We start from the raw sequence: 13574 nt of genomic DNA, 5'->3' as shown, positions 1-13574 counted from the left end.
GGCGAGGCCCTTTCTCCTCATCTTCCTCGCGGCGCATCTCGCCACGAGACGGAATTGGCACCTTCCCCACCTGGACCTCGACAAGGTCGGCGGGAGGGTTGCCGGGACTTCAACGGGCCGTATCCCTCTGTCCCTCTGGATGAGCGCTATTCGGTTGTTGAGCTGGCACTTGATCACTCAAGCGCGGCGGCGACCCCGACATGCGATGGTCACCGGCGTTGTTCAAGACTGTAACCGAAGGCCTGGACGCTTGAGATAGTCGTCCGAACCGCGAGATGGATCACAGTTCGTGATCAGACAGTTCAGACAGTGAGGAGCCGCGCACCGTGCTGGAAGAAGTAGAGCGCTGGCTGAGCAGGCGTTCCTGGTCGGTGTCGGACCGCCCGCTCCCTCAGCTGATCGCCGCGAAGCGCGCCTCGGGCACCTCGGTGAGCGTGGTACTGCCCGCGCTGAACGAGGAGGAGACGGTCGGCGAGATCGTCGCCGAGATCCGGCGCGCCCTGATGACGGAGCGGGTGCCGCTGGTCGACGAGCTGGTGGTGATCGACTCGGGCTCGACGGACCGTACGGCCGAGGTCGCGCGGGCCGCCGGGGCGCGCGTCGTGCACCGGGACGCGATCCTGCCGAGGATCCCGGCCGTGCCCGGCAAGGGCGAGGTGCTGTGGCGCTCGCTGCTCGTGACGGGCGGCGACATCGTCTGCTTCGTCGACGCGGACCTGAAGGAGTTCTCCGCCGACTTCGTCTCGGGCATCGTGGGCCCGCTGCTCACGGATCCCGGTGTGGACTTCGTGAAGGCGATGTACGACCGCCCGCTCGGTTCCGCCGCGGGCCAGGGGGGCCGGGTCACGGAACTGGTGGCGCGCCCGCTCCTCAATCTGCACTGGCCGCTGCTCGCGGGGTTCGTGCAGCCGCTCGGCGGCGAGTACGCGGCCCGCAGATCGCTCCTTGAGCGCCTGCCGTTCCCCGTCGGTTACGGAGTTGAGCTCGGTCTTCTCGTCGACGCGCTGCACACGGTGGGCCTGGACGCGCTCGGGCAGGTCGACGTGGGGGTGCGCAAGCACCGGCACCAGGACGGGCAGGCGCTCGGGCGGATGGCCGCGGCGATCTACCGCACCGCGCAGTTGCGGCTCGCGCGCGGGCACCTCGTACGTCCGGTGCTCACCCAGTTCGAGCGCGGGGAACAGGGATTCGAGCCGCGCACGCACGACGTGGACACGGAGGAACGCCCCCCGATGACCGAAATCACCGAGTACGCGGAGCGCCGCGTGGCGTAGCCGGGGACAATCGTATGTTTTGCCTACATTGCCCTTTATGTGGCTCAGACAAGTTTCGGGTGGGCGACGGCTGCGCGCAGCCGCGACCCGCACCGCCGGGGCGCTCGTCGCCACGGTCACCGCACTGACGGCGCTCGGCGCCGCGGCCCCCGCATCGGCGGACGTGGTCGCGCCGTTCCCCAAGCGCTACGACGAATCGCTGGACGGCGGCTTCGTGACCATCGGCAACACGGTCATGGGCTGCCCGGCCGCGCCTGCCGACCTGGCGGCGCGCTGCGCGGTCGCCGCCGGCGGCCGGGACGGCGCCGACGGCACGTTCGTCATGCGGCGCGTCAACACGGCCGGCACGACGGCCGGTTACGGCTCCAGCACCGGCCGGGTGACGATCCCGCCGGGCGCGAAGGTGGCGTACGCCCGCCTGTTCTTCGGCGGCAACGACGGCACGTACAAGGGCCCGAACGGCGCGCAGCTCGCGCGGTGCGACCTCTCCGGCGCCGATGTGCGGACCTCGCCGGGCGCCCCGCTCGCCGCCGTGCCCGTGCTGGGCGTGAACGACGGCGCGGCGGCGAAGGTCTCCGCCGAGCACCTGGTCCAGGACCCGGCGACCACCGACGGCCCGCACTACTACACGGGCGAGGCCGACGTCACGAGCATGTTCGCCGGTGTCACCGGCACCGGCGCGCCCGTCCCCGTCGCGGTCGGCGGCGTCTGGGCGCCCGACGGCAAGGGCTGCGTGGCCGGCTGGTCGATGACCGTCGTCTACAAGTACGGCGCCCCGAACGCGCTCGCGCGGTCCGTCCCGGTCCCCGACCTGGAGGTCACCAAGACGGCGAGCCCGAAGACGGTCGGCCCCGGCGACACCCTGACGTACACGGTCAGGGCGAAGAACATCAGCTCGCTCGACTACCCGAACGCCAGGTTCAGCGACGACCTGACCGGCAACCTCGACGACGCGGCGTACAACGGCGACGTGCGGACGGACCTCGGCCATGTCTCGTACAGCGCGCCGAGGATCGGCTACTCCGGTGACATCCCCGCCGGGAAGACCGCCACCGTGACGTACTCGGTGAAGATCCACGACCCGGTGCGCGGCGACGGGAAGCTGCCCAGCGGCATCGAGGTGCAGTCACCGCGCTCCAACTGCGCGGCCGGCAGCACCGACCCGGGCTGCGGGACCGCCCCCGAGATCGAGAAGCCGCAGCCCCCGGCGCCGCCCGCCCTGCGCATCACGAACGTGCCGCAGCGGCCTGCCGTGCCGCCGTGCCAGGAGACCGGGAACACCGTCACGATCTCCGACTTCTCGGCCAGGAAGCGCACCGGCGCCGCCGTCGAGTGGCCCGTGACGGCGGGCTCGGCCCCGGTCGCCTCCGCCGGGAGCGTCACGAAGCGGGGGTCCGTGTACGTCTGGAAGGGTGACGTCGCGGCCCACGGCAAGGTCGTCATCACACAGCGCGTGAAGGCGTCCTGCACGGCGGGAGAGGCCACCGTGGTCACCGTGACGGCCGGCGTGCCGCGCACCAACTGCCCGAAGGCCCGGCCCGGCGGGGGCGACCCGTGCACCTCGGTCATCACCGCCAGGCGGGAGCAGGCGCGCCCGGCCCCACCTCGGGAGTCGCACCGGCCGCACGGCAGCAAGCTGGCCGCCACCGGTGACTCGGACACGCTCCTGTACGGCGGTCTCGCGGCGGCCCTGTGCGCGCTCGGTGTCCTCGCGGTGGCGGCGGCGCGCAGCCGGCGTGACTGACCCGCGCGGGTAGCCGTCGCGGCAGGCGAACGGCGGATCGTATACGGCCGGGCTCCCACGGAGTCCGGCCGTACGTTTGAGCGTTTACGGGCCGGGCTACGTTTGCCCGTATGGCTTCCACGCAGGGTGCACAGATCCTCGTCGCGTCCAACCGCGGTCCGGTCTCGTACGAGCTCGGGGCCGACGGGACGCTCGACGCGCGGCGCGGCGGCGGCGGGCTCGTCTCCGGGCTCTCCGCCATCGGACAGGACCCGGAAGGCGCGAGCGCGGTGTGGGTGTGCGCGGCCCTCGGCGAAGGCGACCGCGAGGCGGTGCGGCGTGGCGTGGGAGAGCCGGGGGTGCGGATGCTCGACATCGACCCCGAGGTGTACGCAGACGCGTACAACGGCATCGCGAACTCGGTCCTCTGGTTCGTCCACCACATGCTCTACCAGACGCCCCTGGAGCCCGTCTTCGGGCCACAGTTCCGTGCGCGGTGGGCCTCGTACGAGGCCTACAACCGGGCGTTCGCCGAGGCGCTGGCCGCGGAGGCCGGGCCGGGCGCCGCGGTCGTCGTGCAGGACTACCACCTGGCGCTCGTGCCGGGGATGCTGCGGGAGCTGCGCGACGACCTGCGCATCGGACACTTCTCGCACACCCCGTGGGCGCCGGTCGACTACTTCCGGATGCTGCCGGACGACATCGCCGGGCAGCTGCTGCGCGGGATGCTGGGCGCGGACCGGCTCGGGTTCCTGACGCGGCGCTGGGCGGACACGTTCACGGCGTGCTGCGAGGCCGTGGTGGGCGGCACGTTCGGTACGGAGATCGGGGTGCACGGCCTCGGCGCGGACGCGGACTTCCTGCGGGAGCGCTCGCGCCGCCCCGACGTCGAGGAGCGGCTCGCCGCGCTGCGGGAGCAGATCGGCGGCCCGGACCGCAAGGTGATCGTCCGCGTGGACCGCACGGAGCTGTCGAAGAACATCGTGCGCGGCCTGCGCGCGTTCGGCCTCCTCCTCGATGAACACCCCGAGTGGCGCGAGCGGGTGGTGCACGTCGCCTTCGCGTACCCGTCACGGCAGGACCTCGCGGTCTACCGGGAGTACACCGACGAGGTGTCCCGGGTCGCCGGGGAGATCAACTCCCGCTTCGGCACGGAGAGTTGGACCCCTGTCGTGCTCCATGTGAAGGACGACTTCGCCCGCTCCCTGGCCGCGTACCGGCTGGCCGACGTGGCCCTGGTCAACCCGATCAGGGACGGCATGAACCTCGTCGCCAAGGAGGTCCCGGTCGTCTCCGACGAGGGCTGCGCGCTGGTCCTGTCGCGGGAGGCGGGCGCGTACGAGGAGCTGGGCGACGACGCGCTCGTGGTGAACCCGTACGACGTGTCGGCGACGGCCGAAGCCCTGCACACCGCACTGCTCATGGGCGACGGGGAGCGCGCCGAGCGCACGAAGCGGCTCACGGCCGCGGCGACCGCGCTGCCGCCCGCCCAGTGGTTCCTGGACCAGCTCAACGCGCTGCGGGGTTAGACCGGGCCGAGACCGGGGGGCTGGGCCCGGGAGCTGATCGCGTCGGCCAGACCCCACAGCAGCCCGACCACTCCCTCCGGCCCGTCCACCACCACGTCGGCCCGTTCCGCCAGCTCCGTGACCTCCGAGCTGCCGCTGCACACCAGCAGGCCCGGCACCCCGTCCTTGCGGAGCTCGTCGACGGCGGCGAACGCGGGCAGGTCGCCGAGGTCATCGCCCCCGTAGAGGACCGACGTCGCGCCCACTTCCCGTACGTAGGCGCTGAGCGCGGCGCCCTTGTCCATGCCGGGCGGCCGCAGTTCGAGGACGAGACGGCCGGGCTCGACGATCAGGCCGTGCCGGGCCGCGAGGTCGGACAGAGGCGCGCGCAGCGCCTCGAACGCCGCCTGCGGGTCGGCCGCGCGGCGCGTGTGGACGGCGACGGCCCGGCCCTTCTCCTCGATCCAGGTGCCGCGCCAGGCGCCCACGGACTCCAGGACTCCGGGCAGTTCGGCGCGGACGGCCGCGACGCCGGGGTGCGGGGCGGGAGCGTGGACCGTGCCGGTGACGGCGTCCCAGCGCTCGGCGCCGTAGTGGCCGAGGACCACGAGGTGTTCGAGGCCCGGGATGCCCGCGAAGCCGCCGTAGCGCACGGCGACGCCCGCGGGTCGGCCGGTGATCACGGCGACGGAGCCGACCTGCGGTGCCAGCGCGGCGAGCGCGCGGACGGCGCCCGGGTGGGCGCGGGCCTGTTCGGGGTCGGGCACGATCGGCGCGAGCGTGCCGTCGAAGTCGAGCGCGATCACGGCCCGCGCGGGGTCCGAGAGGAGTGCGTCGAGGCCGTCACGCCCGGCGGAGGTCACAGGCGACGGCAGGTCGTGCTGCTGAGGGCTGCCCATGCGCCGAGCCTATCCGCGGGAGGCGGACCGTACGCCTGGCGTGCGGGTCAGCGTTCCTCGCGGCGCGCGTCCCGTACCCGGCGCAGCCGGTTGACGGTGACCGGGTCGTGGGCGAGGGCCCTCGGGTCGTCGAGGAGCGCGTTGAGCAGCTGGTAGTAGCGCACCGGGGCGAGCCCCAGCTCCTCGCGCACGGCGCGCTCCTTGGCCCCGGCCGAAGCCCACCCGCGCCGCTCCAGGGCGAGGACGCCCTGCTCACGGGGGGACAGGGCGCCGGACGTCTCCTCGGCGGACTCGGGCACGGGCACGGGCTCGGGCCCTGGCTCTGGTCCTGGCCCTGCCTCTGACTCCGGCCCTGACTCTGCGTACGGCGGTTCGCTCACGGCAGCGACGCTACTCCGCGTTCTCCGCCGCGTCGGCCGAGCGCTGAAGGCGGCCCAGGGTGGCGCCCGGGTTGCCGTTGGGACCGACGGTCGAGCCGATCTCGCGCTTGACGCCGGCGCTGACCTGGGCCCAGGACGTCTTGCCGACGGGGTAGAGCTCCGAGTTCTGCAGCTCGCCGAGGAACTTCCAGAGCTTCTGGTCGCGCTTGTCGTCGGCCATCGTGTCCGACGCGGAGTTGGTGACCGGCAGGAGGTCGTACTCGCGCGAGAAGTCGAGGACGTTCTTCTCGCTGTAGACGAAGTCGAGGAACTTGCCGACCTGGTCCTTGTGGCCGTTCTGCCGGAACGCCATCATCCAGTCGGCGACGCCCATGGTCGAGCGGGCCCTGCCGTTGATGCCGGGCATCGGCACCGTGCCGAACTTCACGCCCTTCCTGGCGGCCATCTGCATCAGCGTCGGATGCCCGTTGAGCATGCCGACGTCACCGCGCGTGAAGGCCGCGAAGGCCTGCGCGCGGTCGAGCTTGGCGGGCGGCGTCGGACCGGTGAGCCCTTGGCCGACCAGGTCGTTCTTCAGCCACTCGAAGGTCTTGACGTTCTGCGGGGAGTCGAGGCTGTAGGTGCCGACGTCGTCGGTGTAACCGGAGCCGCCGCTCAGCATCCACATCATGGTCTCGGCCTGCGCCTCTTCGGGGCCCAGCGGCAGCGCGTAGGGGATCTTCACGCCGCGCGCCTTGAGGGCCTTGGCGTCGGCCTGGAGCTGGGCCCAGGTCTGCGGCGGGGTCAGGCCCGCCTTGTCGAAGAGGGTCTTGTTGTAGAACAGCAGCCGCGTGGAGGACGCGAAGGGCATGCCGTACTGGACGCGGGAGACCTCGCCGGCGTCGGCGAGCTGCGGCAGGAAGTCGGACTGCACGGGGATGGAGAGCAGGTCGTTCGCGCTGTAGAGCTTGCCGCTCGCGGCGTAGTCGGAGTACGCGCCGATCTGCGCCATGTCGGGCGCGTGGCCGTCCGCGACCATCTTCTTGACCTTGGCGTCGACGTCGTTCCAGGAGTAGACGCTGACGTCGACCTTGATGCCGGGGTTCTTCTTCTCGAAGGCGGCGGACAGCTTGTCCCAGTACTTCTGGGAGCTGTTCGCCGGGGAGTCGCCGTAGTCGGCGGCCACCAGCTTCAGGGTCACGTCCTCGGAGCCCGGGCCCCCGCAGGCGGCCAGCGTCGCCGCCATGCCGAGCGCGGCCACCGCCGCCGTCAGACCTGTCATGCGCCGCTGCACAGCCGGTTTCCCACCCTCTTGATGTCGCTCGTCAGGATTTCGGGCCCGGAATGCTCACGAGGCCCGGCCATAAGGTCTACACCACACGGGTTTCGCACCCGCAACGGGCCTTCGCCGGGAAAGCGGAAACGCGCCATCCGTACACATCGACGCAAGATCCATGCAAGTGGACTAGACCTCTCGCGGGTTGAGGCGCGAGACTGTCCCCGTGAGACATGTCATCGCCCTCGATGTGGGCGGCACCGGAATGAAGGCCGCGCTGGTCGGGGCCGACGGCACCCTGCTCCACCAGACACGGCGCGCCACCGGCCGCGAGCGCGGGCCCGACGCGGTCGTCGAGACCATACTCGGCTTCGCCGCCGACCTGCGCGCGTACGGCGAGGAACACCTCGGGGAGCCGGCCGCCGCGGCCGGCGTCGCGGTGCCGGGCATCGTCGACGACGAGCACGGCATCGCCCTGTACGCGTCGAACCTCGGCTGGCGCGACGTGCCGATGCGCAGACTGCTGAGCGAGCGGCTCGACGGCATCCCCGTCGCCCTCGGCCACGACGTGCGCACCGGCGGCCTCGGCGAGGGCCGGCTCGGCGCGGGCAAGGGCGCCGACCGCTTCCTGTTCGTACCGCTCGGCACGGGCATCGCCGGCGCCATCGGCATCGCCGGCCGCATCGAACCCGGCGCGCACGGCTCGGCCGGCGAGATCGGCCACATCGTCGTACGCCCCGGCGGCACGGACTGCAGCTGCGGCCAGCGCGGCTGCCTGGAGCGCTACGCGTCCGCCTCGGCGGTCTCGCTCGCCTGGGCCGAGGCCACCGGCGACCCGGAGGCGGACGCCGCGGACTGCGCCAAGGCCGTCGAGTCCGGTGACCCCAGGGCGCGGCAGGTCTGGCTGGAGGCCGTGGAGGCGCTCGCCGACGGGCTCGTCACGGCGCTCACTCTGCTGGACCCGCGCACCCTGATCATCGGTGGCGGTCTGGCCGAGGCGGGGGAAACCTTGTTCACACCACTGCGGGCCGCCGTCGAGGAACGCGTGACGTTCCAGAAGCTGCCCACGATCGTCCCGGCGGCCCTCGGGGACACCGCCGGCTGCCTGGGCGCGGGCCTGCTCGCCTGGGACCTGCTCGCCCGGTCCACCGATTCCACGGAGGTAGTCGCCTGATGGCCGCTCTGAATGTTCTCTCCGGCGCCCGCGTCGTCCTGCCGGCCGGCGTCGTCGAGAACGGACGCGTGATCGTGGACGGCGCGAGGATCGCCGGCAGCGCGCCGGCCGGCGCCCCCTCCACCGATCTCACCGGCCACTGGGTCGTGCCCGGCTTCGTCGACATGCACAACCACGGCGGCGGCGGGGCCTCCTTCACCTCGGGATCGATCGACGACATCCTCAAGGGCGTCCGCACGCACCGCCTGCACGGCACCACGACGGTCGTCGCGTCCTTCGTCACCGGCGAGACGGACTTCCTCACCCAGCGCGCGGGCCTGCTGTCCGAGCTGGCCGAGCAGGGCGAGATCGCGGGCATCCACTTCGAGGGCCCGTTCATCTCCCCGTGCCGCAAGGGCGCCCATGACGAAACGCTCCTGCGCGACCCCGACCCGGCCGAGGTCCGCAAGCTGCTCGACGCGGCGCGCGGCCGGGCCAAGATGCTCACCCTCGCCCCCGAACTCCCCGGCGGCATCGACTCCGTACGCCTCCTCGCCGAGCACGGCGTGATCGCCGCGATCGGCCACACCGACGCCACGTACGAGCAGACCGTCGAGGCGATCGACGCGGGCGCCACCGTCGCCACGCACCTCTACAACGCCATGCCGGCCGTCGGACACCGCGCCCCGGGACCCATCACGGCGCTCCTGGAGGACGAGCGGATCACCGTCGAACTCATCAACGACGGCACGCATCTGCACCCGGCCGCCCTGGAGCTGGCGTTCCATCACGTGGGCAGCGGTCGCGTCGCGTTCATCACCGACGCCATGGACGCGGCGGGCTTCGGCGACGGCCGCTACATGCTCGGCACCCTGGAGGTCGAGGTGAAGGACAGCGTCGCGCGGCTCGTCGAGGGCAACTCGATCGCCGGCTCGACGCTCACCCTGGACCGCGCGTTCAAGCGCGCCGCCACCATCGACAAGCTGCCCGTCGAGGACGTCGTCCGCGCGATCTCCGCCAACCCGGCCCGCCTCCTCGGCGTGGACGACAGGGTGGGCTCGCTGGAGCCCGGCAAGGACGCCGACCTCGTGGTCCTCGACGAGGACTTCGAGCTCAAGGGCGTCATGCGCAAGGGCCGGTGGATCGTGGAACCCCGGCTCGCGTGAGGTCTGGGCCTACCGCCCGGTCTTTGGCATGATCAGGCCGCGTTACTGAAGGTAGTTCCGAACTGAGGGGTGGGCTGGGGTCTCGTGATCCTCACGGTCACACTGAACGCCGCGCTCGACATCACCTACGACGTGCCGGCGCTGCACCCGCACGCGTCGCACCGCGTCACCAAGGTCACCGAACGCCCCGGCGGCAAGGGCCTCAACGTCGCGCGCGTGCTCGCCGCGCTCGGCCACGACGTGACCGTCACCGGCTTCGCCGGCGGCGGCACGGGCCGCGCCCTCAGGGAACAGCTCGTGGACTCCCCCGGCATCCGGGACGCACTCGTCCCGGTCTCGGGCGCCACCCGCCGCACCATCGCGGTCGTCGACGCCACGACCGGCGACACGACCCAGCTCAACGAGCCGGGCCCGCTCGTCTCCCCCTCCGAGTGGTCCGCGTTCACCGAGGCCTACGAGGAGCTCCTCACGTCCGCGTCCGCGGTGGCCCTGTGCGGCAGCCTCCCGCCGGGCGTCCCCGTCGGCGCGTACGCCCAGCTGGTCCGCGCGGCCCGCGCCGCGTCCGTGCCCGTCCTGCTCGACTCGTCCGGGGAACCGCTGCGCCGGGGGCTCGCGGCCCGCCCCGACATCATCAAGCCGAACTCCGACGAGCTCGCCGAGCTCACCGGCTCCCACGAGCCGCTGCGCGCCACCCGTGACGCCCGCCGCCGCGGCGCGCACTCCGTGGTCGCCTCACTGGGCCCTGAGGGCCTCCTCGCGGTCACCCCGGACGGCAGCTGGCGCGCCCCCGCCCCGGACCGGGTGAAGGGCAACCCGACGGGCGCCGGCGACTCGGCGGTCGCCGGCCTGCTCTCGGGCTACGTGGAAGACCTGCCGTGGCCGGACCGCCTGGCCCGCGCGGTCGCCCTGTCCGCGGCGACGGTACTGGCCCCGGTGGCCGGGGAGTTCGACCGCGCGGCGTACGAGGAACTGCTCGGCCGGGTCGCGGTGACACAACAGACGCCGACAGCGGCCTAGGGCACGCCCCAGGCCGCTGTCGGCAAGCTCTGTCGATCAGCCGTTGGTGCCCTTGACCAGCCACATCTGGTCGAAGTTGGCGTCACACTGGTTGCCCTGCTCGCACGAGATCGCGATCGCGTTCGTGCCCTTGCTGAGCTGGACGACGGACCAGGTGTTCGTCCACCCCTTCTCCCAGTCGCCTTCCTTGGCGCGGGAGAAGTTCTCCATGTTGAGCGGGCGGGTCTGCACCTTGCCGTTGACCGTGATGGTCGCGTTGGCGTCCTTGCCGGGCACGCCGTAGTTGACGCGCAGGCTGTACGCGCCGTCCTTCGGGATGCCGTTGACCGTCCAGGTGAGCTTGGCGCCCACCTGATTGAAGCCGGCCACATAGGTGCCGCCGTCGGCCTTGGCGCCCTGGACGTCCGACGCGGTGGCCGTGCCGCCCTCGAGCTTCAGCGCCTTGGCGTCCGTCTTGGGGAGGTCGACCGGCTTGTCGGCCTTCTTGGACGCGGTCTGGCTCGGCTGGACCGACTGGGAGCCACCGGACGGCTGGCCGCCCGCGTCGCCCTTCGCGTCGTCGTTCGAGTCGCCGCCGAGGACCGCGACACCGATGCCGATGACCACGGCCGCCACGACGGCGAGCGCGCCGATCAGCAGGCCCTTGGTGTTGGGCCCCCGCCCCCGGCCGCCACCGCCGCCGTGCTGCGTGGGCGTCACCGTGGTCGGTGCGCCGCCGGGCAGCGTCTCGGGGGCCGAGTAGTGCGCGTTCGGCTGGCCGTAGGCCTGTGGCTGCTGCTGGGGCGCCTGACCGTGCGCGGCGGTCGGCTGGGGCTGCTGCCCGTACTGCCGCTCACCGACCGGCCTGACCTGGTGGTAGGACCGGGGACCCGGATAGCCGTAGCCGCCGCCCCCGCTGGGCGGTGTCGCCCCGGCCGCCTGTCCGTCGGCGTACAGATAGCCGAACGGATCGTCGTCCTCGGGCGTGCTCGCGCCGTTGTCAGCGGGCGCCATCCCTGATCACTCCCTACGTATCGCTTACCCGGCGAGCGTACCCGCTGGGAGTGGTCCGAAGGGGTGGCGTTGACCTCACCGATACCCGCGGAAGGAGATCATCCGGCCCGTCGTTGCTGCTTGGCACGCGACCGTTTCTCGATGTACATCCGCTGGTCAGCGGATTTCAACACCTCGTCGGCCGTCATCCCGCAGTGCGCCCAGCCGATGCCGAAACTGGCGCCCACACGGACGGCCCTTCCATCGACCCGGATGGGCGGAATGATCGCGTTCCGCAGACGGACGGCGAGGTCCTGTGCGTCGGCACGGCCGAGCCCGTCGGCGAGCACGACGAACTCGTCGCCGCCGAGCCTGGCGACGGTGTCCCCGTCACGGACACCGCTGGTCAGACGCCGTGCGACCTCGATCAGAACGGCGTCTCCGGTGTGGTGCCCGAACCGGTCGTTGATCGACTTGAAGCCGTCCAGGTCGCAGAAGAGGACCGCCAGGCCCTTCGTGCCGTCATCGGTCTCCCCCTCGGGCGCGACGATGTGGACGTGGTGATCGAAGCCATAGTCGTCGTAGATCCCGCCGGAGGGCCCGGACCCGCCGTTCTGCTGGCCGGCCGCGGCGGCAGCGGCGGCCCCCGCGAAGTCGAATCCGTGCCCGTTCGTGTCGTACGAGCTGCCGGTGCGGTCCCCGTACGCCGCGTCCAGGGAGTCCACGGCGCTCGGCTCGGGCAGCTGGGGGCGGCGGCACAGGCGGGCCGAGAGGCGGGAGCGCAGCTCCGCCGAGTTCGGCAGGCCGGTGAGGGAGTCGTGGGACGCGCGGTGCGCGAGGTGCAGCTCGCGGCGCTTGCGCTCCTCGATGTCCTCGACGTGGGTGAGCAGGAAACGCGGCCCGTCGGCGGCGTCGGCCACCACCGAGTTCCGCAGGGACACCCAGACATAGGTGCCGTCGCGCCGTCCGAGGCGCAGCTCGGCGCGGCCTCCCTCGGCGGAGGTGCGCAGCAGCGTGCCGATGTCCTCGGGGTGGACGAGGTCGGAGAACGAGTAGCGGCGCATGGCGGACGCCGGGCGGCTGAGCAGCCGGCACAGGGCGTCGTTCGTGCGCAGGAGCCGCCCGTGCTGGTCGCCGCCCATCTCGGCGATGGCCATGCCGCTGGGGGCGTACTCGAAGGCCTGGCGGAAGGACTCCTCGCTGGCGCGCAGGGCCTGCTGCTCGCGTTCGAGCCGGACCAGGGCGCGCTGCATGTTGGCGCGCAGCCGTGCGTTGCTGATGGCGATGGCGGCCTGGAAGGCGTACATCTGCAGGGCCTCGCGGCCCCAGGCGCCGGGGCGCCTGCCGTTGCGCGGGCGGTCTGCGGAGATCACGCCGAGGAGTTCGCCCCCGGAACCGCCGGTGGCGTACATCGGGGCGAAGAGGCGGTCCGCGGGGTGCCACTCGTCCTCGAAGCGGGGCGGCGGCCCGTCGGTGAACCACTGCGGTACGTCGTCCTCGTCGAGGACCCAGCCCTCGGTGTGCGGGATGAACCGCAGGTCGCCCCAGGCCTCGCCCATGGACAGGCGGCGGTCCCAGGAGGCGCGGGAGCCGACCCGGCCGGTGATGAGGGCTTCGGCGGAGGAGTCGCCGGAGAAGGCGGCGACGACGAGGTCACCGTCGGGGCGTACGAGATTGACGCAGGCCAGCTCGTATCCGAGGCCGTTCACGACTCCGTCGGAGACCGTCTGCAGGGTGTCGGCCAGGCTGCGGGCGGTGTTCATGTCCGCCATCACCTGGTGAAGCTGCCGCAGGGTCGCAAGACGGACGTACGGCTCCGACTCGGTCTCCATGCTCAGCTCTCCCCGAGACCTCGACAGCACTCCAGAATTCTGATCGCCGATTCCGCACGTGCGTGTGCACGCTCTTCTTGCAGTGTCTCCGCCACTGAATCACAGCGAGCTGTGCACCCGGTACACAGGGTCAACAAAATATGGCTCCTGTGACTCAAGTCACAGGAGGAGATGAAGGGTTGAGGGGTGTTCCGGCGCACGCCCCCTGCACTTCCTGAACGGAGAACACCCCCGAACACCGCCATATCCGGACGGAACCCACCACAGGTCCTAGGACCGTCCTCGGCCCAAGGCCCGATGTGGCGGCCACGGCACCGAAGCTAGCGTCGAGACGTGCTGAAGACTCCCCCGCTGCTCAAGAATCCCCCGCTCTCCCCCACCAGCCGCACGACCCC

At 72.0% G+C, this 13574-nt stretch carries 11 protein-coding genes and 1 riboswitch; of the genes, 6 read left to right on the top strand and 5 right to left on the bottom strand.

Annotated features, from left to right (window positions below; genetic code table 11):
- Positions 1 to 14: 14 nt before the first annotated feature.
- Positions 15 to 146: riboswitch (SAM riboswitch) on the bottom strand.
- A gap of 180 nt (positions 147 to 326) precedes the next feature.
- The 3 genes from OG456_RS20070 to OG456_RS20060 all read left to right on the top strand — a co-directional run bounded on the left by OG456_RS20070 (position 327) and on the right by OG456_RS20060 (position 4526).
- Positions 327 to 1274: a glucosyl-3-phosphoglycerate synthase gene (locus OG456_RS20070; RefSeq protein WP_266562900.1), complete on the top strand. Its 948-nt coding sequence runs from the start codon at positions 327 to 329 to the stop codon at positions 1272 to 1274.
- Positions 1275 to 1311: 37 nt separating this feature from the next.
- Positions 1312 to 3018 carry a hypothetical protein gene (locus OG456_RS20065; protein WP_266562898.1) on the top strand — a complete coding sequence of 569 codons (1707 nt, stop codon included), beginning with the start codon at positions 1312 to 1314 and terminating at the stop codon, positions 3016 to 3018.
- A gap of 110 nt (positions 3019 to 3128) precedes the next feature.
- Positions 3129 to 4526 carry a trehalose-6-phosphate synthase gene (locus OG456_RS20060; RefSeq protein ID WP_266562896.1) on the top strand — a complete coding sequence of 466 codons (1398 nt, stop codon included), beginning with the start codon at positions 3129 to 3131 and terminating at the stop codon, positions 4524 to 4526.
- On the opposite strand, the gene otsB is transcribed toward OG456_RS20060, so the two are convergent.
- The 3 genes from otsB to OG456_RS20045 form a co-directional block, all read right to left on the bottom strand.
- Positions 4523 to 5404 (bottom strand): trehalose-phosphatase, encoded by an 882-nt coding sequence (gene otsB / locus OG456_RS20055; protein ID WP_266562894.1) that lies wholly within the window; start codon positions 5402 to 5404, stop codon positions 4523 to 4525. The two genes, OG456_RS20060 and otsB, sit on opposite strands and share 4 nt — an antisense overlap.
- Before the next feature lie 47 nt (positions 5405 to 5451).
- Positions 5452 to 5709 (bottom strand): DUF3263 domain-containing protein, encoded by a 258-nt coding sequence (locus OG456_RS20050; RefSeq protein WP_266562892.1) that lies wholly within the window; start codon positions 5707 to 5709, stop codon positions 5452 to 5454.
- Positions 5710 to 5794: 85 nt separating this feature from the next.
- Entirely contained in the window at positions 5795 to 7045 is a 1251-nt protein-coding gene (locus OG456_RS20045; RefSeq protein WP_266562890.1) for an ABC transporter substrate-binding protein, read from the bottom strand.
- Between the two features lie 220 nt (positions 7046 to 7265).
- Between OG456_RS20045 and OG456_RS20040 the strand changes: the two genes are divergently transcribed.
- The 3 genes from OG456_RS20040 (at position 7266) to OG456_RS20030 (ending at position 10375) form a co-directional block, all read left to right on the top strand.
- On the top strand, positions 7266 to 8213 hold the full coding sequence (locus tag OG456_RS20040) for an ROK family protein (protein ID WP_266562888.1): 948 nt from the start codon (positions 7266 to 7268) through the stop codon (positions 8211 to 8213).
- Complete coding sequence (nagA, locus tag OG456_RS20035) at positions 8213 to 9358, top strand: N-acetylglucosamine-6-phosphate deacetylase (RefSeq protein ID WP_266562886.1); 1146 nt, start codon at positions 8213 to 8215, stop codon at positions 9356 to 9358. The genes OG456_RS20040 and nagA overlap by 1 nt, the downstream gene beginning before the upstream one ends.
- Positions 9359 to 9442: 84 nt before the next feature.
- Entirely contained in the window at positions 9443 to 10375 is a 933-nt protein-coding gene (locus OG456_RS20030) for a 1-phosphofructokinase family hexose kinase (protein WP_266562884.1), read from the top strand.
- 36 nt (positions 10376 to 10411) lie between these two features.
- Here OG456_RS20030 and OG456_RS20025 read toward each other — a convergent pair whose 3' ends face one another.
- Both OG456_RS20025 and cdgB read right to left on the bottom strand, forming a co-directional pair.
- Positions 10412 to 11368 carry a carbohydrate-binding protein gene (locus tag OG456_RS20025; protein WP_266562882.1) on the bottom strand — a complete coding sequence of 319 codons (957 nt, stop codon included), beginning with the start codon at positions 11366 to 11368 and terminating at the stop codon, positions 10412 to 10414.
- A gap of 98 nt (positions 11369 to 11466) precedes the next feature.
- The gene (gene cdgB / locus OG456_RS20020) at positions 11467 to 13179 is read right to left on the bottom strand and encodes a diguanylate cyclase CdgB (protein WP_266562880.1); all 1713 of its coding nucleotides are present in this window, start codon (positions 13177 to 13179) and stop codon (positions 11467 to 11469) included.
- Between the last annotated feature and the right edge of the window lie 395 nt (positions 13180 to 13574).

It is taken from the genome of Streptomyces sp. NBC_01446 (assembly GCF_026340095.1).
GTDB classification, from domain to species: Bacteria; Actinomycetota; Actinomycetes; order Streptomycetales; family Streptomycetaceae; genus Streptomyces; species Streptomyces aureus.
Note: the sequence above shows the minus strand (reverse complement) of the source record. Positions and strands in the feature narration are given on the sequence as shown.

What these genes read in the sequence shown, in the direction of transcription:
- OG456_RS20045 (WP_266562890.1), bottom strand. Translation starts at nt 7,045, where the DNA reads ATGACAGGTCTGACGGCGGCGGTGGCCGCGCTCGGCATGGCGGCGACG.
- otsB (WP_266562894.1), bottom strand. Translation starts at nt 5,404, where the DNA reads ATGGGCAGCCCTCAGCAGCACGACCTGCCGTCGCCTGTGACCTCCGCC.
- OG456_RS20060 (WP_266562896.1), top strand. Translation starts at nt 3,129, where the DNA reads ATGGCTTCCACGCAGGGTGCACAGATCCTCGTCGCGTCCAACCGCGGT.
- OG456_RS20065 (WP_266562898.1), top strand. Translation starts at nt 1,312, where the DNA reads ATGTGGCTCAGACAAGTTTCGGGTGGGCGACGGCTGCGCGCAGCCGCG.
- OG456_RS20025 (WP_266562882.1), bottom strand. Translation starts at nt 11,368, where the DNA reads ATGGCGCCCGCTGACAACGGCGCGAGCACGCCCGAGGACGACGATCCG.
- nagA (WP_266562886.1), top strand. Translation starts at nt 8,213, where the DNA reads ATGGCCGCTCTGAATGTTCTCTCCGGCGCCCGCGTCGTCCTGCCGGCC.
- cdgB (WP_266562880.1), bottom strand. Translation starts at nt 13,179, where the DNA reads ATGGAGACCGAGTCGGAGCCGTACGTCCGTCTTGCGACCCTGCGGCAG.